Source organism: Agrococcus sp. ProA11, assembly GCF_039880525.1.
In the GTDB taxonomy this organism is placed as follows: domain Bacteria; phylum Actinomycetota; class Actinomycetes; order Actinomycetales; family Microbacteriaceae; genus Agrococcus; species Agrococcus chionoecetis.
On sequence record NZ_CP156989.1, the window covers coordinates 2,423,075 to 2,442,425 of the forward strand.

Consider the following 19,351-nt stretch of genomic DNA (forward strand, 5'->3'; position numbering starts at 1 on the left):
GACCCGATGCGTTCCACGTTCTACGACGACGACCACGATGCCTTCCGCGAGACGGTGCGCGAGCTCGTCGCCCGCCAGGTCGCGCCGCACTACGCGCAGTGGGAGGCAGACGGCCTCATCGACCCCGACCTCTACCGCTCGATGGGCGAGGCCGGCATGGTCGGGCTGGCGATCCCGGAGCGCTTCGGCGGCATGGAGGTCGACGACTACCGCTTCCGCATGGTGATCAGCGAGGAGCTCTCGAAGGTCGGTGCGGCTGCCGTCAACGCGACCTTCGGCGTGCACGACGACATCGTGCTGGCCTACCTGCTCGACCTCGGCACGCCGGAGCAGCTCGAGCGCTGGCTGCCACCGATGGCCGCCGGCACCTCGATCGCCGCGATCGGCATGACCGAGCCCGACGCGGGCAGCGACCTGCAGGGCATCCGCACCAATGCGGTGCGTGACGGCGACGGCTGGGTGCTCAACGGCTCGAAGACCTTCATCACCAACGGCTTCCACGCCGACAAGGTGCTGGTCTTCGCGCGCACCGACCCGGATGCGGGCTCGCGCGGCTTCACGCTCTTCCTGGTCGAGAACGGCATGGAGGGCTTCACGCGCGGCCGCAAGCTCGAGAAGCTCGGTCTGCACTCGCAGGACACCGCCGAGCTCTTCTTCACCGACGTGCGCATCCCGGCCGAGAACGTGGTCGGCGAGCCGGGCATGGGCCTCATCGCGATGATGGAGCGGCTGCCCCGCGAGCGACTCTCGATCGCCACGGGCGCCCTTTCGTCGGCCGAGGCCGCCTACGCCTGGGGCCGCGACTACGTCTTCCAGCGCAAGGCCTTCGGCGGGCTGGTCGGCGACCTGCCGACCGTGCGCTTCACGCTCGCCGAGCTCGAGACCGAGCTCGACGTGACCCGCGCCTACATCGAGCGCTGCGTGCTGGCGCTCAACGAGGGCCACCTCACCACCGCGGATGCCTCCAAGGCCAAGTGGTGGGCGACCGAGCTCGAGCAGCGCGTCATCACCCGCAGCCTGCAGCTGCACGGTGGCTACGGCTTCATGGAGGAGTACCCGGTCGCACGGGCGTTCCGCGACTCGCGCGTGCAGTCGATCTATGGCGGCACGACCGAGATCATGAAGGAGATCATCGCGCGCGACATCGCCAAGCGCGCCAAGGCCTAGGGGCGCTGCGCGGGGCGCATCGCGTGCGCCATCCACCACCAGGTGAAGATGCTGACGATGATCGGCACGATGAGTGCCAGCAGATGCGCGATCGCGATCCAGGGTCCGAGCAGGCCGAGCAGCGTTCCGGGATCGCCGATGCTCTCGAGCAGGTCGCCGCCGCCCTGCGCGAACCACTCCTGCACCCGCGTGTCATCCATGGGTCCGGAGCCGAATCCGCCGCGGTCGAAGTCGGCGTCGCCGAACGGCATGCCCCCGAAGAACGGCAGCGTGATCGAGCCGAAGCCCGAGAGCACCATCGCCGCGACCAGTGAGATGCCGAAGCCAGCCCAGGTGACGCCGGTGGGACGCCGCAGGTCGGGGTGGCGCAGGATGCGGGTGCTGATCCAGAGCCCGAGCAGCGCGATGGCGATACCGGCCGGGATGCCGATCGCGAGCGCGATGCCGCCGGGGCTGCCGAGCCACGCGAGCGTCTGGTCCCAGGCGCCCGCGGTGGCGCTCGAACCATCCTGCATGACCGCGAAGCCGATGCCGTAGATGACGGCGCCGACGACCAACGGCAGGAGCAGCAGCGTCGCGCTCACCTGCGTGATGCCGAGGCCGAGCCAGGCGATGCCGCCGCCGACGCCTCCCGCGAGGCGTGCGCGGTGAGCGGCCGCCTTCGTGAGCTTCGGGCGCGGGGGCTTGCGCGGGGCGGTGTCGTAGACGGGCGGCATGTACGGCTGCTGCGGGTAGCCGCCGTAACCACCGGCACTGCCGGGCTGCGGGGCGTGGGTGTTGGGGTTCGGGACCGTCATGGCTCCACGCTAGGCCGAGCGCCGACGCACCGCATGGGGGATATCCGCCGGATCAGCGCGGGTCGTCCGCCGGGGTGACCGCCACAGCGAGCGATCAGGCCCGCAGCGCCCGTTCGATGTCGCCGCGCAGCTCCTCGGGCTTCTTCGCCGAGCCGTAGCGCTCGAGGGGCGTGCCGTCGCGGCCGATCAGGAACTTCGTGAAGTTCCACTTGATGGCGCCGCCGATCATCCCCTTCTTCTCGTTCTTCAGCCACGCGAAGACGGGATGCGCATCGGCACCGTTGACGTCGACCTTCGCGAACATCGGGAACGAGACGCCGTAGTTGCGCTCGCAGAACTCGGCAATGTCGCTCTCGGTGCCGGGCTCCTGGTTGCCGAACTGGTCGGAGGGGAAGCCGAGCACCACGAACCCCTCGTCGCCGAGCTCGCGGTAGAGATGCTCGAGCCCCTCGTACTGCGGCGTGAACCCGCATTTGCTGGCAGTGTTCACGACCAGCACCACCTTGCCGAGGTACTCGGCCAGCGACACCTCGCCGCCCGTGAGTGCCTCGGCCGTGAAGTCGCCGAGCGTGGTCGTGGAAGTCTGCGTCATCACTCCAGCATGCCAGCCACCGCTATGCGCGAGCCGAGCGCCACGTCCATACCGCGAGGGCCGCCGCGCCGATGCCCACGGCTGCCGCCAGCAGCAGCCAGCGGAAGTCGACGACCACCATCGCCGCCGTGCCGAACGCGAGCAGCAGCATCTGCGGCACGCTGATGGTGACGTTCATCGCCGCCGACGCGCGACCCTGCAGACGGCGCGGTACGAGCCGCATCCGCAGCGTCGACAGACCCACGATGACCCACGGCACGCCGAAGCCCACCGGCCACTGCACGAGGGCGATGCCGGCCCAGCGCATCCACGCCTCCGGCATCGGCCACTGCACGATCGCGAACGCCGCGAACGAGCCGATCGCGACGAGCGTCATGCCCCAGGCGAACAGGTGCCGCTCGCCGATGCGGCGCAGCAGCGCCGCCGAGACGAGGCCGCCCGCGAGCGCCGCGACACCCTGGATCGCCTGGGCGGGCCCCAGCGCGGCGGGGCCCTCCTGCAGGCCGTGCTCGATGAGGGGGAACACCGTGGCGTTGAGGATGCCCGTGAGGCCGAAGCCCGCCGCGGCCGCAAGCGTGAGCAGCCGCAGCAGCGGGTCGCGCCACAGCTCGCGGAAGCCCGCGGAGACCTCGCCCCAGTAGCTCTCGTCGCCGGTGCGCGGCTCGGGCAGCGACTCCTCGATGCGCACGCTGAGGAGCATGAGCGCCATCACGAGGTAGCCGGCGACGCTGACGGCGACGACGGCCCACGGCCCGGCGAGCACGTAGAGCCCAGCTCCCAGCGGCGGGCTGACGATGCGCATGCCGTTGTCGATCGAGGTGAAGATGCCGTTGGCGCTGCCGAGCTCGTCGTCGGGGAGCAGGTCGCGCAGCATACCTGCTTGCGCGGCACTGGTCAGGTAGGCGGAGAGGCCGTAGCCGAACGCGACGGCGTAGATGAGCCAGACCTGCGCCGCGCCCTGCACGAGCAGCAGCGTGAGGATGACGGATGCGGTGCCGAGGTTCGTGAGGATCATGAGCGGTCGTCGCCGCACGCGGTCGGCCAGTTGGCCCGCCCACGGCGCGACCAGCGCCGGCAGCGCGAGGAAGAGGAACACGAGCGCGCCGGCCGAATCGGATCCGGTGAGCTCCCGCACCCAGATGGCGAGCACGAGATAGAGGGCGCTGTCGCCCAGGTTGGTGGCGAACCATCCGACCATCAGGCGGCGGTAGGCGGGCCGGCGCATGGGCGACGGCGGCTTGACAGCCCGAGCGAGGGCGGGTGCGTTGTCGGTCATGGAAGGACTCCTGTGTCCTGTGCGCCCGTCGGTCGAGGAGCCTGCCGCCCGAAGGGCGCCAGGCGTCACGAGACCAGAGGGCGGTCAGCAGCCGTCGCCTCGCGGCGACGATCAGCAGTGGTGGTGGAAGGGCTGCGGTCAGCCCTCAGCCGGCTCCTCGCCCGTCGCGGGCAGGTCGAAGTCGGGGTTCAGCGTCACGAACAGGTGCGCCTTGCGGCTCCCGGCCGGACGCTTCGCGGGGTCCTTGCGGCCGCGGAAGCGGTCGGCGAGGTGCTCGATCTCGGCGGCGAGCTCGGCGAGCTCCTCCTTCGTCGCCCAGAACGCAGCGGAGTTCACCGTGGTGCCCGGCAGCCAATCCTCGTCGCTGAGCCCGTGCCGGGTCAGGAAGTCGACGACCCGGTTGGCCTCGTGCTGCACGTAGAGGGCGCCGATGGTGGCGGAGGTGCGCATCGACTCGGGGTTTCCAGCCTCGGGGCTCAGATCGCGGCTCTGGTAGACCGACTTCCACGGCTTCGACGTCCCCTTGGCCTCGCCGCGCTCGATGAAGCCTGCCTTCGCGAGTGTGCGCAGGTGGAAGGAGCAGTTGGAGGGGCTCTCGCCGACCCTCTCGGCGATCTGGGTGGCCGTGGCCTCGCCGAGCTCGTCGAGCGTGGCGAGGATGTCGATCCGGAGCGGATGCGCGAGCGCTCGGAGCATCGCCGGGTCGCCGGTGCGAAGCCCGCGACCGCGTTCGTCCTCGAACACCTCCGTGCCGTGCATGTCCCGCTCCTCAGTCACGCTCAGATCAAACCACGCTGCATGGTGATCTCCGCTCGCAGCCGGTCGTAGTAGCGCTGCGAGTCGTCACGGTCGAGGCGCGTGCGGTTGCGTCGCGCCTCACTGGCCAGCTCGAACGCGGCGGTCGCCGCGGTGGCGATCCTGCTCGTGCGTTCCATGGGGTGCCTCCTCTTCCAATGCCGACGACCTGTCGACATATGAAAGAGTACTTTCGAAGCACCGCTTTTGCAAGAGTCCTTTCACAACAATTGTTTCGGCGTGTCGCGAGGCGCGTGCAGAGGCGACAACCCGTTCGAGAACGCGCAGCGGCCCCGCCGCTCGCTCGACGGGGCCGCTGATGTCGACGGCTGGCTCCGGCCGTCGTGCTGCTACTGCATCGACACGAGGATCTTCACCTCGTCCTTGCTCGTCGTGAGGCGCTCGAACCCCTGCTCGATGAGGTCGTCGACGAGGATCCGTCCGGTGATGAATGGCGCCAGGTCGACCTGGCCGCTGCGGGCGAGCTCGATCGCATCCGCGTGGTCATGCGCGTAGCCGATCGACGAGCCGAGCACCCGATCCTGCATGGTGAGCTCTGCGGTGATATTGAGCTCTACCGGCTTGCCGTGCAGCGCGACGACCTCGAGACGACCGCCGGCTGCCAGCACCTCGAGCAGTTGATGGACGACCACACTGACGCCGGCGGCGTCGAATGCGACTGCGGCACCCGCGCCGTCGGTGTGCTGCTCGACCACCGCGATCAGATCCTCGCTCGCGGGATCGACCACGACGTCTGCCACACCGGTCTCGGACGCCTTCTCGCGGCGAGCCGCCGACATCTCGCTCACGATGACTGTGAGGCCCTTCGCCTTGAGCACCGCGGCGATCAGCAGGCCGATCGGCCCGGCTCCGCCCACCACAGCAATCTGGCCGGCCTCGACACCCGCATGCTTGACCGAGTGCACCGCGACGGCCAGCGGCTCGATGAGCGCAGCCTGATCGAGTGGTAGATCGCCGACCGAGTGCACCCACCGCTCATCCACAACGATGTGCTCGCTCAGGCCGCCGCCGCCGCCCGAAATGCCGATGAAGCCCATCTGCTTGCACAGGTTGTACTTGCCGGCCTTGCACGCCGGGCAGGCGTCATCGACCATGAGCGGCTCGACCACGACGGCGTCACCCACGGCGATGGCCTCGACGCCTTCGCCGACCTCTTCCACGACGCCGGAGAACTCGTGGCCGAGCACGACCGGCAGGGTCTCGCCCGAAAGCGGATGCGGGGTGTCGGCCGACGGAGCCGGCGGGATGGGACCGTCGTGGTACAGATGCAGATCGCTGCCACAGATGCCGTTGAATGCCGGCGCGATCTTCACCGCGCCAGGACGCGTCTGAGGCTCGTCGACCTCCTCGATGCGAATGTCTTCCTTGCCGTAGAACCGTGCTGCTTTCATTGGCGCCTCCCTCTCGCAGATGGATCCACCAACGTAGCGAGCGGGCCTGAATAGACGGTGTCCACGGTGCCATCGGGACGCTCGCGGGTTCAGTCGCCCAGGAACTCCTCGCGGCTGACCTCTGCCGAGGGCCCCGCCGGGTTGACCACCAGCGCGCTGAAGAGCGAACTCGTGCGCAGCTGCGCACGGAGCTTGGCGGTCGTCGTCGAGATCACGGTGTCCTGCGGATGCCGCGCGGCGATCTCCGGCGCGGAGGTGAACACGAGCAGGGCGCGCGACCCGTTGGGCCGACCAAGCATCCGCAGCCGCGGCTGCCCCTCCGCTTCCTCGCCCGACTGCATCTCGCCCGCGAGCAGGATCGGCCCATCGATGCGCAGCGCGTCGACGACCGCCTGCCTCGGGCCACCGGCGTCGGTCGCGGCGATGGCGGCGCTGATGCGGTCGTTGCGGTGGTGGCGCAGCGCGAAGTCGATGTCCTTCGACGACAGCGCGACCTTCTTGTCGGCAGGGTCGAGGAACAGCCAGCCGGCCCCCTGCTTCTTCGCCATCTCGAGCACGCCCGCCGCGGGCTGCGCGAGCGACTGGTGCTGCGTGCCCTCCGGATGCATGCGGGCGATCTCGGCATTGCTCGTGAACGCGAGCATGGCGCGACGCCCGTCGGGTCCGACGCCACTGCTGAGACGAATCGTGGAGCCCGTCTGCGGCTTGCCCTCGCGCAGGTCGAACTCCGAGCGAGTGGCGTCGAGCAGCAGCTCGCCGACCAGCGCGGCGCGCAGCACGTCGACCATCCTCCGCTCGATCGGTTCGGTCGCGAAGTCCGCGATCGCCTGCCGCAGCCGCGCGTTGTCAACCTGATCGATGCTCATGGCCCCACGCTAGCCACCCCTGCGCGCGCCCGCCGCCGCCTCTCCGTGTAATTCAGGGTTGACTTATATAAGTCTGCGTGCAACCATCCTTGCATGCACGCCCTCGACGTTCTCGGCGATCCGGTGCGGCGGCGCATCCTCGAGCTGCTCAGCGACGGGGAGGCGAGCGCAGGCGCGATCGCGACGGTGATCGGCGAGGAGTTCGGCATCAGCCAGCCCGCGGTGAGCCAGCACCTGCGCATCCTGCGCGAGCAGGGCTTCGCGACGGTGCGGCCGGAGGGCCAGCGGCGGCTCTACGCCGTCGACGCGAGCGGCCCGAGCGAGGCGCGGGAGTGGCTGAGCGCCTTCGACGGCTTCTGGATGCCGAAACTGGCCGCCCTCGACACCGAACTCGCGCGTGGCCGTCGCCTGCGTCGCCGTCAAGCAGACGGCAGCGCGGCGATCGAGGCCGCGAGGCGCAGACAGACCGCTGCGCGGGGCGCCCGCGTGGACGACGAGACCGCGGGTGATGCGCCTGCGGACACAACAGCAGAGCAGGAGTGAAGCGATGGATGTGCTGAGACAGTTGGGCGCGGTGTCGCGCGGCGTGCGCACAGAGGAGATCGACGGTCAGGCCTCGACCGTGCAGACGCTCGAACAGGTCTATCCCTCATCGCTCGCCGATGTGTGGGACGCGGTGACGCGCGCCGAGCGGATCGCGCGCTGGTTCATGCCCGTGAGCGGAGACCTGCGCCTGGGCGGCAGCTACCAGCTCGAGGGCAACGCCGGCGGCAGGGTGCTCGAGTGCACGCCTCCTGCGGACGATGCCGCGAGCTACCGCGTCACGTGGGAGTTCGGCGGCGGCGTCACCTGGCTGACGATTCGGCTCGCGGCCGAGGGCCAGGGCACGAGGCTCGAGCTCGAACACGTCGCGCGCGACGCGGACCTCCCGGTCGAGATGGCAGAGATGTTCGGTCCCGGTGCCACCGGCGTGGGTTGGGACGGCGGCCTGCTCGGACTCTCCCGGCACCTGTCGGGCAGCGGCGAGACGGGCATGGACGCGGAGACCCTGAACGCCTGGGCAGCCTCGGAGGAGGGTCGGTCGTTCTACCGTGGAGCAGCGGATGCATGGGCGCGCGCCGCGATCGGCAACGGGGTCGCCGCCACGAAGGCGCAGGCCCAGGCAGACGCGACCTTCGGCTTCTACACCGGGGAGACGGGCGCCGGCGCTTCCGACTGAGGGCACCCGCGTCAGCGCAGCCGCACCTCCCGCCCCGAGCGGAGGCCTCTAGCCCCTCCGCCGCCTGGACCGCGGTCACACGCGGGCGGTGAGCAAGGAACGAGCGTGTGATCCCGCAGACGCGCGCGCTGCTTGCGCCGATGCCCGGAATCCGCGCGACTTCGCCACTAGATTCGGCAGGTGTGAGCGCCGTTGCACCCCAGTCCGTCATCCTCATCCGCGCGCTGCGGTTCCGCCCCAACCCGGCCACGGCGGCCGACAACGCCTTCCAGGCGGAGCCGAGCGACGGCGAGAGCCCCGAGACGACCGCGGCCAAGGCACTCGCCGAAATGGATGCGCTCGCCGACGCGCTGCGCGATGCGGGCGTCAAGGTGCACGTGTTCGAGGATGAGGACCACACGCGCCCCGATAGCGTCTTCCCCAACAACTGGCTCTCCACGCACGCGGGCGGCACGGTCGCGGTCTACCCGATGTACGCATCCAATCGCCGCCACGAGCGCCGGGCCGACGTGCTCGAGATGCTGAAGGCGAGCTACCGTGTGCAGGCGATCGTCGACTACTCGGGCCTCGAGCCCGACGGCATCTTCCTCGAGGGCACGGGCGCCATGGTGCTCGACCCGATCTCGCGCGTCGCCTACACGGCCCGCAGCCACCGCGCCGACACGAACGTGCTGGAGCGCTTCTGCACCGACTTCAACTACGAGCCGATGGTCTTCGACGCGATCGACGCCGACGGCGTGCCGGTCTATCACACGAACGTCATCGCGACGATCGGCACCGAGGTCGCGCTCTTCGCGCTGGAGATGATCCCGGATGAGCGCCGCCGCGCGGAGGTGCGCGAGCGCCTGATCGTCACCGGGCGCAAGGTGGTCGAGCTGAGCGAGCGGCAGGTGCGTGAGTTCGCCGGCAATGCGGTCGAGCTGGCTGGGCGTTGGCCAGACGGTCGGCGTCGCACGATCATGGCGATGTCGGCGCGCGCGCGGGCGTCACTGTCGGATGCGCAGATCGCGATCATCGAGGAATCCTGCGAGATCGTCGCGGTCGACATCCCGACGGTCGAGCTCGCGGGCGGCTCGGTGCGCTGCATGATCGCGGGCGTGCATCTCGACCCGCGCCCCGCGCAGTCTCCGGAGCTGACCGACGCGGTCGAGGCGATCGCCGAGGAGCCGGAGACCATGGACGGCGTGGAGGCCGCCTCGGAGCTGCCCCTCTCCGCTGCCCCGTAGGTCGATGACCCCGCGCCCACCCTCGTAGGTCGAGGAGCCCGCGCCGCAAGCGCGGGCGTCACGAGACCGAACCGCGCCCCCTCCGCACCCCCGACCGCGCCCACCTGACGACCACCACACCGACGGCGAGCCCGATCCCAACCCCGGCGACGTCGGCCACCGCATCCCACGCATCCCCCGAGCGCTCCGGCAGCAGCACATGCTGCACGAGCTCGGAGGCGACGGCGTGCGCGACGAGCACCACCGCGAGCCGCAGCGGCCGGATGCCCGCCAGCACGCCGAACAGCGCGGGGAGCAGGAAGATCGTCGCGTGCACGACCTTGTCGAGCCCGGGCACCTGCGGGGTGCCGTCGGGCGTCGAGGGCGCGTAGAGCACCGCGAGCTGCACGAGCATCGCGATCGCGAAGGCGATCCAGGCGAACCTCAGCCGCGCCCCGGATGCCGCTGTCGATGCCATGGCTCGATGGTGGCACGGCGTCCGCCGGAGCACGCCGGCCTATGACGCGCTCGCTGGCCCGGCTGCTGCGTCGAGCTGAAGGAGCCAGGGCCCGAGCGAGGCGACGACTCCCTCGGGCCGCTCGGAGTCGACCCGACCTGGCCCTGCCTCAGCGCACGAGCAGCAGCTTGCCTCCCGGCGCCTCCGGCGAGCCCATCAGGTCGTGCGCGCGACCGGCTTCCTCGAGCGCGAGTGTCGCGCCGATCACAGGCCGCACGGTGCCTGCCGCGATCGCCGGCCAGATGTGGTCGCGCACCTGTGCGATCACGTGCTGCTTCGAGCCGCGGCCGGTGCGCGGCCGGGCGCGCAGCGTCATCGCGCGAAGCGTGGCGCGGCTGCGCATGAGGGTGCGCAGATCCACCTCGGCCTTGGTGCCGCCCTGCACCGCGATGACGGTGAGCGTGCCGTCGAGGGCGAGCGCGGCCAGGTTGCGCGCGAGGTAGCTGCCGCCGATCACGTCGAGGATCGCGCCAGCGCCTCGGCCGTCGGTCGCGCCGTGCACCGCCGCCACGAAGTCCTCGCTGCGATAGTCGACGACGATCTCGGCCCCGAGGTCGCGGCAGAGCTCGTGGTGGCGAGCGCTCGCGGTGGTCGCGACCCGCCAGCCCGCAGCGACCAGCATCTGGATCGCCACGGTGCCCACCCCACCGCTGCCGCCGTGCACGAGCGCGAGGTCGCCCGGCTCGGGTGCGGGCAGCTCGCGCAGCGCCGTCCACACGGTGCAGACGGATTCCGGCAGCGCGGCGGCCTCGATCAGGGTCACGCCCTCCGGCACCGGCAGCAGCTGCGTCGCCGGCACGGCCACCAGCTCGGCGTAGCCGCCGCCCGCGAGCAGCGCGCACACCTCATCGCCCACCGCCCAGTCGGTGACGCCCTCACCGAGCGCGACGATCGTGCCGGAGCACTCGAGCCCGAGGATCTCCGACTCCCCCGCCGGCGGCGGATAGCCGCCCGCGCGCTGCAGCAGATCGGCGCGATTCACGGCCGTCGCCGCGACCTGCACCAGCACCTCGCCGGGCGCGGCCACCGGGTCCGGCACCTCCACCCACTCCATCGGTCCATCGACCTCGAACTGCATCGCCTTCATGCCGTGCTCCCTTCTCCGGTCAAACCCATTCTCGTCACCCACGCTCTGCTCGCCGCCACACCCACAGCCCCGAGCGCGAGCACCGTGGACATCCCCACGACCCCGACCCAGCCGAACCGGTCGTAGAGCACGCCGCCGAACCATCCCCACAGCGCAGCCCCCGTCAGCCAGCTCAGCTGGTAGAGCGCCGTCGACTGCGCGCGGCCCCGGTCGGCCTCCATGCCAGAGAGGGTGCTCGACATCGGATGCGCCATGAACGTGCCGATGGTCAGCAGCGTGATGCCGACGAGCAGCACCCAGAAGCTCTGCCCGAGCATCGGCAGCGCCGCGATCGCCACGCTCAGGCCGCCGAAGGTGACGACCGACCATGGCGGCACGACGCTCGCGAGCCGCCCGGCCACTCGTGCGGCGAGCGCGCCGACGAAGTAGACGAGGAAGAACAGGCTCGCGATCGCCGCCGGGATGGAGAAGTGCGCACCGGTGAGGTGGAAGCCGAGGTAGTTGTAGACCGCGGTGAACGAGCCCATCACCAGGAAGCCCTGCAGGTAGATCGAGGTCGTCCGCCAGCGCGAGAGGTGGTGGCCGACATCCGCCAGCGATGCGCGGAAGCTCGTGGGTCGCGCGATGCGCTCCTCGATGCCGCGCGGCAGCAGCACGAAGAACAGCACGCACGCGACCAGCCCGATGGCCGCGACGGCGATCAGCCCGACGCGCCAGTGCAGCAGCTCGCTGAGCGGCCCTGCGATGACGCGGCCGGTGACGCCGCCGATGGTGTTGCCGGTGATGTAGACCGCGGCCGCGGCAGGCACGCGGTGGCGCGGCAGCACCTCGACCAGCAGCGCCATCGCCACCGCCTGGATGCCCCCGAGCGCGATGCCCGTGAGCCCTCGCATCACGAGCAGCACCTCCAGCGTCGGCGCGAGGGGCGCCAGGAGTGCGGCGGCCGTCGTCGCGACCAGGCTGATGCGCATGACGGCCGTCCTGCCGATGCGATCCGACAGCCATGCCCACGCAAGCACCGAGACGGCGATGCCGGTCGTGGTGGCCGAGACCGCGAGGGCCGCGGTCGCGCTGGAGATGTCGAGATCGCGCGCGAGGCTCGGAAGGATCGCCTGCGCGTCGAACAGCTGCGAGAAGGTCGCGAAGCCGGAGACGAACAGCGCTGCGACGAGCCCCCGCTCCCGGCGATCGCGCGTCACTGCCGTCGCGCGTTCTCCGCGCGCTCCTCCTCCGTCTGCTCGCCGTCTGTCGCGTCAGTCGGAGCATCCCCTGCGGCGCGCTTCGCCCGCTGCTCGCGCTTCACGCGCGCGAGCTCGAGCAGGCCGGTGGCCGGCGGGATGTTGCGTGCCTGCACGAGCACCGACGGGCGGCCCTTCGTGCGGCGACGGATGGCGGCGTAGGCGATGCCGATGGCGAGCACCGAGTAGATGGTGATGGCGATCGGGTCGCTGACGAAGACGGTGAAGTCGCCGCCGGAGATGAGCAGCGACTGCCGCACCGACGCTTCGAGGATCGGGCCGAGCACGAACGCGAGCACGAGCGGGCCCGGGTCGAAGCCGGTGCGCTTCATGAGCCAGCCGAGGATGCCGAAGCCGAGCACGATCCAGATGTCGAAGGGGTCGTTCGCGATCGAGAAGGTGCCGATCAGCACGATCGCCATGGCGAAGGTGACGAGGATCCCCATGGGCACGCGCAGCAGCTGCACGAAGACACCCACCATCGGCATGTTGAGCACGAGCAGCATCGCGTTGCCGATCACCATCGAGGCGACCACGCCCCAGAAGATCTCGGGGTGGTTCGGGATCAGGCTCGGTCCCGGCGTGATGCCCTGGATGAGCAGGGCGCCGAAGATGAGCGCGAGCACGACGTTGGAGGGGATGCCGAGCACCAGCAGCGGCACGAATGCCGAGGTCGAGGAGGCGTTGTTGGCGGTCTCCGGGCCGGCGACGCCCTCGATGGCGCCCTTGCCGAAGCGCTCTGGCGTCTTCGAGCTGCGCTTCTCGAGCGCGTACGACGCGAGCGAGGAGAGCACGCCGCCGCCGCCGGGCAGGATGCCGATGAAGAAGCCGAGGAATGAGCCGCGCACGATCGGCATGGCCGACTGCGCGAGGTCGCCGCGCGTCGGCATGATCTTGGTGACCTTCTTGGCCACCTTGTGCAGGTGGCCGCCCTGCTCGAGGTTGTGCAGGATCTCGCCGACGCCGAACAGGCCCATGGCGATGGCGACGAAGTCGAAGCCGTCGAGCAGCGAGGCGGAGCCGAAGTTGAAGCGCGGCATGCCGCTGATCTGATCCTGGCCGACGGTGGCGAGCAGCAGACCGGCCGCGGCCATCGTCATGGCCTTCCAGGTGGATCCGGTGCCGAGCGAGGTGACGAGCATGAGGCCGAGCACCATGAGCGCCACCATGGCGACCGGGCCGAAGGCGAGTGCGGCGTCGGCGAGGATCGGGGCGAAGATCGCTAGCCCGATCACCGAGACGATGCCGCCGATGAAGGAGCCGATCGCGGCGATGCCGAGCGCGGGCCCGGCCCTGCCCTGCTTGGCCATCTGGTAGCCGTCGAAGGTCGTGACGACGGAGGCGGCCTCGCCCGGCATGCGCAGCAGCACCGACGTGATCGTGCCGCCGTACATGGAGCCGTAGTAGATGCCCGCGAGCATGATGATCGCGGTCGCGGGGTCGAGCGCGTAGGTGAGCGGCAGCAGCAGCGCGATGGTCGCGGTCGGGCCGAGGCCCGGCAGGACACCGATCGCGGTGCCGATGACGACGCCGACGAAGACGTAGAGCAGGTTGATCGGGTCGAGCGCGACACCGAACCCGGTCAGCAGGCCATCAAGCATGGCGAATCACATCCAGGACGTCAGCGGCGTCATGAGCAGGTCCCGAGGCATCGGGACGCCGAGCACGACGTCGAACAGCATGAAGAGGGCGATGGCACCGACGACGGCCAGCGGCGCGGCGGTGACCCACCGCATCTGCCCGAACATCCGCAGCCACAGCAGCATCAGCAGCATGGCGGGCAGCGTGAAGCCGAACACGGTGAAGAGCACGGCGAAGACCACGAGCGAGCCGAGCGCGATGAGGGTGCGCACGGACTCCGTGCCCCATGGCTCGTAGTCGTCCAAGGTGTCGGTGAGGGCGACCACGATGGTCGAGCCGAGCATCAGCACGGCGGCGATGAACGGCCACAGCCCCGGCCCCGGGCGGGTGCCCGTGCCGAGGCCGTAGCCGGTGCTGAGGATGATGGCGACGACGCTGACCGCGGCGAGCACGGCGACCGCGCTCCAGCGCGCGATCCGTCGCCCGCGAGCGCCCTCGAGCGCCTCGGGGGAATCGGATGCGGGAGGCGCCGTCAGCAGCGCAGCGCGGTCAGCGTCGTCGGTCATGGTCGTCAGCTCCCGAGGATGCGGGTGTAGACCTCCTCGGCCTCCGCGAGGAAGCCGTCGAAGTCATCGGCGGTCTGGTACTCGGCCGGCACGTAGTTCTCGCCGATCGCGGCGACCGTCTCGTCGTTGGTGAGGCAGCTCTCAAGCGCGTCGGAGAGCGTCGCCACGACGTCGTCGGGCGTGCCCGCAGGGGCGGCGAGGGCGTAGATCGTCACGGCCAGGGTGAGGTCGTCGTAGCCGAGCTCGCTCAGCGTGGGCGTCTCCGACAGGTGCGACTGGCGCTCGGGCGAGGAGACGGCGAGGGCCGAGAACTCACCGGACTCGATGCGCTGCACCACATCCTCCTGGTCGTTCACGAAGATCGAGTCGACGTGGCCGCCCAGCAGCGCGGTGATGGCGCCGGCGCTGCCGTCGAAGGGCACCACGGTGACCTCGATGCCGTACTCGTCGGCGAGGCGCTGGAGCTCGATGGCCTGCGGGGTGGATGCGCCGGAGACGCCGACCGTCAGCGTGCCGGGAGCCTCCTCCGCTGCGGCGAAGTAGTCCTCGGCCGAGGCGTAGGGCGAGTCCTGCCCGACGACGAGGATCATCGGCGAGTAGGAGATGACGCCGATCGGGGCGACATCCTCACGGGAGTAGTCGAGGCCGTTCGCGATCGGGGACAGCGCGACCATGCCGGGCGAGACGATCGCGATTGTCTGGCCGTCGGCCGGCTTCGAGATCATGTCCTGCAGGCCGACCGAGCCGGAGCCGCCGGTGATGTTCTCGGCGATGATGTTGGTGCCGAGCTCGTCGCCGAGGCACGGCGCGAGTGCGCGGGCGGTGACGTCGGTCGGGCCACCGGCCGAGTACGGCACCACGAAGCGGATGTCGCCCTGGGGGAACGCCGCGGCCTCCGCCTCCGGTGCTGTGGTCTCGCCCGCGTCAGCCGCGCTGCAGCCTGCGAGCAGCGTGACGCCCATGATGGCTCCGGCCGCGATGAGCGACCGATTGTTGTTCCTGCTCATGCTGCGCATGGCGGCTCCTAACCTCGTTGTTAGTGACAGTGGACCTGGTTTTGAGAGTGGACTCTCGAAATGTCCTGTCGCGAACGTAGTCTCGTGGCGGTCGCGGCGTCAAGCCGCGATAAGCATCGACAATCACTCGGGGTGGTCGTGCGGTCGCTGCGCGCGCGCCTCATCGCGGCGCGACGAGCACGAGCGGCCGCAGCTGCGCATCCAGCCGCGGCCCGAGCCGCTCCCAGATGCGATTCGGATCGAATCCGCGCACCGGGGTGCGATCGATCTCGTGCATGAAGATCGCGTGGCAGTTCTGTGCGACCAGCAGCGCCTCGGCGCGCAGGTCGAGCAAGCCCCGCTCCTGGCCGGCCTCGATGATCGCCCGCACGAGCGCGATCGTGCGGTCACCCTGCGCGACGTTGCGCGCGCTCCGCTCGCTCAGCGCGAAGCCCTCGCGCAGGTAGCGCGCCGAGTTGGCCGGATTCCGGCGATAGAAGGCGCAGCGCTCGAGGTAGACCGCGCGCACGCGCTCGACGAAGTTGACGCCGGTGGGGCTGTCGCCCTGCGCGGCGACGAGCGCCGCATCCTGATCCTCGATGCGGTCGAGCACGTCGTCGAGCTCATCGCCGAAGACCATGTGGAGCAGCTCGTCCTTGCTCGCCACGTAGCGGAACAGCGTCGCCTCGCCGACGCCGGCGAGCAGCGCGACCTCGCGCATCGTGATGTCCTCGAAGCGCTTCTCGTGCATGAGCGATGCGGCGGCAGCCTGGATGGCGTCACGCTTGCGCTGCTTGCCGCGCTGGCGCGCCGACATCTCCGGAGCGGTCGTCACGGCGTCACCTCATCGCGTCTTGGGATCTGCTGCCCTGCCAGGGCTGCAGCACGATCTTGCCATCCAGGCCGCCTCGCTCGCCCGCACGGTGCGCCGCGGCGGCGTCGACGAGCGGGAACGTGCGCGCCACGCGGGGCCGCAGGGCACCGAGCTCGACCCACTGCGCAATGCGTGCCATCCCGGTCTCGGACGGCTCGACCACGACCCTGCGCAGCCTGATGCCGCGCTTGCTGGCGCGCTGCTCCACGCTCTCGGCGGTGCGCGGGATGAGCGACACGAGGCTGCCGCCGGGTGCGCACCAGTCGAGCAGCGCGGCGGTGCGCTCGCCGCCGAAGGGATCGATGACCAGATCGTGCCGCGAGGGCTGCCCGGGCGTGCCGTCGGGCGCGGCCTCGACGACGGCTGCGCCCCACCTCGACGCCTCGATGAGCCGCGCGGGTCGGGCGCACGCCGTGACCGAAGCGCCGAGCGCCATGGCGATCTGCACCGCGAGCCTGCCGACTCCCCCGCCGGCGCCGCAGACGAGCACCGACTGGCCGGCGCGCAGCCGGCCCGCTGCCTCGAGCGCCTGCAGCGCGGTGAGCCCGGCCAGCGGGAGCGATGCCGCGTCGGCGAAGTCGAGCCCCGCAGGCATGCGCGCCAGCTGCCGCGCGGGAGCCGAGACGTACTGCGCGTACGCCGCAGCCGGCAGCGGAAAGCGCGGCATGCCGAAGACGCGGTCGCCGGGCACGAGCACGTTCGAACCGTCGGCGACCTCCTCGACGATCCCTGCGACGTCGAAGCCGAGGATCGCCGGGTCGCCCCAGAGGCCGCGCCCGCCGGTGGCGCGCGACTTCCAGTCGGTGGGGTTGACGCCCGCCGCCTCGACCCGCACGAGCACCTCGCCGGGGAGCAGCGCAGGGATCGGCACGGTCACGGGCTGCAGCACATCCGGCCCGCCCCACGCGGTCGCCGCGACAGCCTGCATCATCCCGAGCACAGCGAGCCCCACGGCTCGATGCCGTACAGCGCATCGATCAGGCGCCGCATGCCACCGGCCTCATCGACGCCCTCGACCAGCGTCGGCAGCTGCATCGCGAGGCTCCGCGCGATGCCGGCTGCCGGCAGCAGCTCGACCGCGAGCTGGGCGGCGCGAGCGGCATCCATCCGCACACTGTCCAGCGCACCGCGCACGCGTCGACCGTCACGGAGCTCGATCGACACCTCGGCGCCGTGCGCGTCGGCCCCGCGACCATCGCTCGCGCGCAGCCCGCCCTCCACCTCGATCCGCTCGCGCAGGTGCGCCACCTCGGCGCTCGCCGGGTGCAGCGCCGCCACCGTCACGCGGCCCGCTGCGAGTGCGACGGCGACGCCCTGCCGCGCATCCATCATCGCCTGCGGCCACGACGTCGGTGGCTGTGGGCTGTCGATGCCGGGGTAGGCCGCATCCGCGTCGGACAGGCGCACGAGGACGCGCTCGACGGATGCGGCGTCGAACGGCTCGAGCTCGCCCCGCAGCTCGAGCGCGATCTCCACCGCGGCCTGGTTGATCGCGCACACCGGATGCGCCTTCAGCAGCATCTGCTCGATGACCGCGTCGCCCGTCAGCTCCGCTGCGAGCTGCCCGGTGTCGATGGGGTCTGCGCCCAGCGCGCGGAGCAGGCCGGACCGGCCTTCCAGCGCTGTCGCGGCGCCGCGAGCACCGCCCGCCGCCCAGAGCGCGGCCTCGACCCCGTCGCGCGACGCCGCCGCGGTCTGCAGCCGCCACTCGTCGGTGCCGACCAGCCATACCTCGGTGTAGCCGGCGGCGCGGTTCGCCGCGAGCGCGATCGCGTTGGCCGTCGCCCGCTCGTCGAGGCCGAGCACCGCGGCGACACCGGCGGCGGCAGCCATCGGGCCCACGACCCCGGTGGCGCGCATGCCGCGGGCGCGCGCGTGCGGCAGCAGCGCGCCGCCCAGCACGCCGCCCACCTGATAGCCGATCGCGAGCGCCGAGAGCACGCGGTCACCATCGACGTCGCGGGGCGCGACCGCGAGCACGGCTGGCGTCACCACGCTGCCGAGATGCGTCACGGAGCGCGGATGCTCGTCGTGCTGGGCGCGTGCGCCCATGCGGAGCGAGGTCGCGAAGGCACGGTCGGGGACCGACACGGCCGTCGCCGCCCACGGCAGCTCGCGGCTGCCGGCGATCCCGGGCAGCGCCATGCCGTGCGCGGCGAGCCCGACGGTGAGGTTGTGGAGCAGCGCGGAGATCGTGGCGCTGCGCGTCGCAGCCGGCAGCGGCGTGGCCGCAGTGCGCACGATGTGGGCGGCCAGCGTCGCCGCCAGCGTCGGCCCGGTCACAGCGGTGCGGCCCCGATCGTCATGCCGCCGCAGACGTTGAGGTTCTGGCCCGTGATGAAGCCGCGGTCGTCGAGCAGGAAGGCCACCGCCGAGGCGATGTCCTCCGGCTCCCCCACCCGCTTGACCGGGATCGCGTCGATGATCTGCTGCGTGCGCGGCTCACCAGCGGGGTTCGCCGCCTCGAACATGGCGGTGCGGATGGGGCCGGGGCTCACAGCGTTCACCGTAATGCCGTGTCGGCCCAGCTCGAGCGCCCACGTGCGCGTGATGCCGATGAGGCCCGCCTTCGAGCCGCCGTAGGCGCCGCGGCCCGGCTTGCCGAGCGCCGCACGCGAGGCGATGTTCACGATGCGGCCGAAGCCGGCCTTCCGCATGCCCGGCAGCAGCGCCTTCGCGCAGCGCATCGCCGCGACCGTGTTGATCTCGTAGGTGCGCAGCACGTCGTCGAAGTCGAGATCCTCCAGGTCGGCGACCCGGATGTAGCCGACGTTGTTGACGAGGCGATGGATGGGGCCGCCCGCGAGCGCTTCCGCGAGCGCCGCCTCGACCTGCTCGGCGTCGCCCATGTCTGCCTCGATGCCGCCGGGCTGCTTGTCGATGATCACGACCTCGCGCCCCTGGGCACGCTGCTGCGCCGCGATCGCCGCGCCGATTCCGCTCGCCCCACCGGTCACCAGCACCCGCTCGTTCGTCGTCTCGGCCATCGCCGCACCACCCGTCTCCAGCTCGTCGTTCGTCGTGGCAGCGCAAGGCAAGGGCTCCGTCGCCGCACCTCCGAGCGTAGGGAGCAAAGCGAGAGCCGGCAATCAGTTCCCCCTATTGGCAACCGATCCGGAGCCGTGTAACCTCCCCGGAGAACATCTTTTGATAGCGTACTATCA

Annotated in this window: 21 protein-coding genes; 4 read left to right on the plus strand and 17 right to left on the minus strand. The window is 71.0% G+C overall.

The window, feature by feature from the left end; translation table 11 throughout:
* Positions 1-6: 6 nt before the first annotated feature.
* Positions 7-1,167: an acyl-CoA dehydrogenase family protein gene (locus ABG090_RS11610; RefSeq protein WP_347754668.1), complete on the plus strand. Its 1,161-nt coding sequence runs from the start codon at positions 7-9 to the stop codon at positions 1,165-1,167.
* Here ABG090_RS11610 and ABG090_RS11615 read toward each other — a convergent pair.
* The 7 genes from ABG090_RS11615 to ABG090_RS11645 all read right to left on the minus strand — a co-directional run bounded on the left by ABG090_RS11615 (position 1,164) and on the right by ABG090_RS11645 (position 6,905).
* Positions 1,164-1,964 carry a hypothetical protein gene (locus ABG090_RS11615; RefSeq protein ID WP_347754670.1) on the minus strand — a complete coding sequence of 267 codons (801 nt, stop codon included), beginning with the start codon at positions 1,962-1,964 and terminating at the stop codon, positions 1,164-1,166. The two genes, ABG090_RS11610 and ABG090_RS11615, sit on opposite strands and share 4 nt — an antisense overlap.
* Positions 1,965-2,058: 94 nt before the next feature.
* Positions 2,059-2,556 (minus strand): glutathione peroxidase, encoded by a 498-nt coding sequence (locus tag ABG090_RS11620; RefSeq protein WP_347754671.1) that lies wholly within the window; start codon positions 2,554-2,556, stop codon positions 2,059-2,061.
* Positions 2,557-2,578: 22 nt separating this feature from the next.
* Positions 2,579-3,832 carry an MFS transporter gene (locus tag ABG090_RS11625; protein WP_347754673.1) on the minus strand — a complete coding sequence of 418 codons (1,254 nt, stop codon included), beginning with the start codon at positions 3,830-3,832 and terminating at the stop codon, positions 2,579-2,581.
* Positions 3,833-3,970: 138 nt separating this feature from the next.
* The gene (locus ABG090_RS11630; RefSeq protein WP_347754674.1) at positions 3,971-4,609 is read right to left on the minus strand and encodes a winged helix-turn-helix domain-containing protein; all 639 of its coding nucleotides are present in this window, start codon (positions 4,607-4,609) and stop codon (positions 3,971-3,973) included.
* 2 nt (positions 4,610-4,611) lie between these two features.
* On the minus strand, positions 4,612-4,767 hold the full coding sequence (locus tag ABG090_RS11635) for a hypothetical protein (protein ID WP_347754675.1): 156 nt from the start codon (positions 4,765-4,767) through the stop codon (positions 4,612-4,614).
* A 210-nt stretch (positions 4,768-4,977) separates the two neighbouring features.
* Positions 4,978-6,039: an alcohol dehydrogenase catalytic domain-containing protein gene (locus tag ABG090_RS11640; protein WP_347754677.1), complete on the minus strand. Its 1,062-nt coding sequence runs from the start codon at positions 6,037-6,039 to the stop codon at positions 4,978-4,980.
* Between the two features lie 89 nt (positions 6,040-6,128).
* On the minus strand, positions 6,129-6,905 hold the full coding sequence (locus tag ABG090_RS11645; protein WP_347754678.1) for an SseB family protein: 777 nt from the start codon (positions 6,903-6,905) through the stop codon (positions 6,129-6,131).
* A 93-nt stretch (positions 6,906-6,998) separates the two neighbouring features.
* Here ABG090_RS11645 and ABG090_RS11650 point away from each other — a divergent pair, with 93 nt between their 5' ends.
* The 3 genes from ABG090_RS11650 to ABG090_RS11660 all read left to right on the plus strand — a co-directional run bounded on the left by ABG090_RS11650 (position 6,999) and on the right by ABG090_RS11660 (position 9,350).
* Positions 6,999-7,448, plus strand: coding sequence for a metalloregulator ArsR/SmtB family transcription factor (locus tag ABG090_RS11650; protein WP_347754679.1), 450 nt, complete (start codon positions 6,999-7,001; stop codon positions 7,446-7,448).
* A 4-nt stretch (positions 7,449-7,452) separates the two neighbouring features.
* The gene (locus ABG090_RS11655) at positions 7,453-8,124 is read left to right on the plus strand and encodes an SRPBCC family protein (protein WP_347754680.1); all 672 of its coding nucleotides are present in this window, start codon (positions 7,453-7,455) and stop codon (positions 8,122-8,124) included.
* 182 nt (positions 8,125-8,306) lie between these two features.
* Positions 8,307-9,350, plus strand: a complete 1,044-nt coding sequence (locus ABG090_RS11660) for an arginine deiminase-related protein (RefSeq protein WP_347754682.1) — start codon at positions 8,307-8,309, stop codon at positions 9,348-9,350.
* Positions 9,351-9,408: 58 nt separating this feature from the next.
* On the opposite strand, the gene ABG090_RS11665 is transcribed toward ABG090_RS11660, so the two are convergent.
* The 10 genes from ABG090_RS11665 to ABG090_RS11710 all read right to left on the minus strand — a co-directional run bounded on the left by ABG090_RS11665 (position 9,409) and on the right by ABG090_RS11710 (position 19,174).
* Complete coding sequence (locus ABG090_RS11665) at positions 9,409-9,807, minus strand: VanZ family protein (protein ID WP_347754683.1); 399 nt, start codon at positions 9,805-9,807, stop codon at positions 9,409-9,411.
* Between the two features lie 148 nt (positions 9,808-9,955).
* Positions 9,956-10,933 (minus strand): NAD(P)H-quinone oxidoreductase, encoded by a 978-nt coding sequence (locus ABG090_RS11670; RefSeq protein WP_347754685.1) that lies wholly within the window; start codon positions 10,931-10,933, stop codon positions 9,956-9,958.
* Positions 10,930-12,132: an MFS transporter gene (locus ABG090_RS11675; protein WP_347754687.1), complete on the minus strand. Its 1,203-nt coding sequence runs from the start codon at positions 12,130-12,132 to the stop codon at positions 10,930-10,932. The genes ABG090_RS11670 and ABG090_RS11675 overlap by 4 nt, the downstream gene beginning before the upstream one ends.
* Positions 12,129-13,772: a tripartite tricarboxylate transporter permease gene (locus ABG090_RS11680; protein WP_347754688.1), complete on the minus strand. Its 1,644-nt coding sequence runs from the start codon at positions 13,770-13,772 to the stop codon at positions 12,129-12,131. The genes ABG090_RS11675 and ABG090_RS11680 overlap by 4 nt, the downstream gene beginning before the upstream one ends.
* A 6-nt stretch (positions 13,773-13,778) precedes the next feature.
* Positions 13,779-14,318, minus strand: a complete 540-nt coding sequence (locus ABG090_RS11685; protein ID WP_347754689.1) for a tripartite tricarboxylate transporter TctB family protein — start codon at positions 14,316-14,318, stop codon at positions 13,779-13,781.
* Between the two features lie 5 nt (positions 14,319-14,323).
* On the minus strand, positions 14,324-15,334 hold the full coding sequence (locus tag ABG090_RS11690; protein ID WP_347754691.1) for a tripartite tricarboxylate transporter substrate binding protein: 1,011 nt from the start codon (positions 15,332-15,334) through the stop codon (positions 14,324-14,326).
* A 160-nt stretch (positions 15,335-15,494) separates the two neighbouring features.
* Entirely contained in the window at positions 15,495-16,148 is a 654-nt protein-coding gene (locus tag ABG090_RS11695) for a TetR/AcrR family transcriptional regulator (protein WP_347754692.1), read from the minus strand.
* Between the two features lie 4 nt (positions 16,149-16,152).
* Positions 16,153-17,139, minus strand: coding sequence for an NADP-dependent oxidoreductase (locus ABG090_RS11700; RefSeq protein WP_347754693.1), 987 nt, complete (start codon positions 17,137-17,139; stop codon positions 16,153-16,155).
* Entirely contained in the window at positions 17,115-18,470 is a 1,356-nt protein-coding gene (locus ABG090_RS11705) for an MmgE/PrpD family protein (RefSeq protein ID WP_347754695.1), read from the minus strand. The genes ABG090_RS11700 and ABG090_RS11705 overlap by 25 nt, the downstream gene beginning before the upstream one ends.
* Positions 18,467-19,174, minus strand: a complete 708-nt coding sequence (locus ABG090_RS11710) for an SDR family oxidoreductase (protein ID WP_347754696.1) — start codon at positions 19,172-19,174, stop codon at positions 18,467-18,469. Before ABG090_RS11710 ends, ABG090_RS11705 begins: the two co-directional genes overlap by 4 nt.
* Positions 19,175-19,351 lie beyond the last annotated feature (177 nt).